Annotated in this window: 1 protein-coding gene; it reads right to left on the bottom strand. The window is 64.8% G+C overall.

All coding sequences use genetic code 11. The features are described 5' to 3' along the window. Positions 1-236, bottom strand: a 236-nt coding sequence (locus RVY79_RS21560; RefSeq protein WP_317466664.1) for a type II secretion system F family protein, incomplete at both ends; no start/stop codon positions are given.

Here is a 236-nt window from a genome sequence, read left to right as displayed (position 1 = left end):
GCTGGTGCCGAAGCGGTCGGCCTGGATCAACATGGCCACCAGCAAGCTCACGTCATCCACACCGGTGCGGGCGGCGAAGTTGCGCAGCGCCTTCTCGCGTGACAGACCGGCACGCAGTTCCAGCGTAAGTAGTTCGTATTCCTGTGCCATCACCGGGCGGGCCGCCCGCATTTCATCGACCACCCGCAGGATCGCCGCATCGAGCCCGAGGCCAGCCTCCACACACACCATGATGA

The sequence above is a fragment of the Chromohalobacter sp. HP20-39 genome (assembly GCF_033052815.1).
GTDB lineage: Bacteria > Pseudomonadota > Gammaproteobacteria > Pseudomonadales > Halomonadaceae > Chromohalobacter.
The sequence above is the reverse complement of the archived record's forward strand: the minus strand, read 5'-3'. Positions and strand labels throughout refer to the sequence as shown.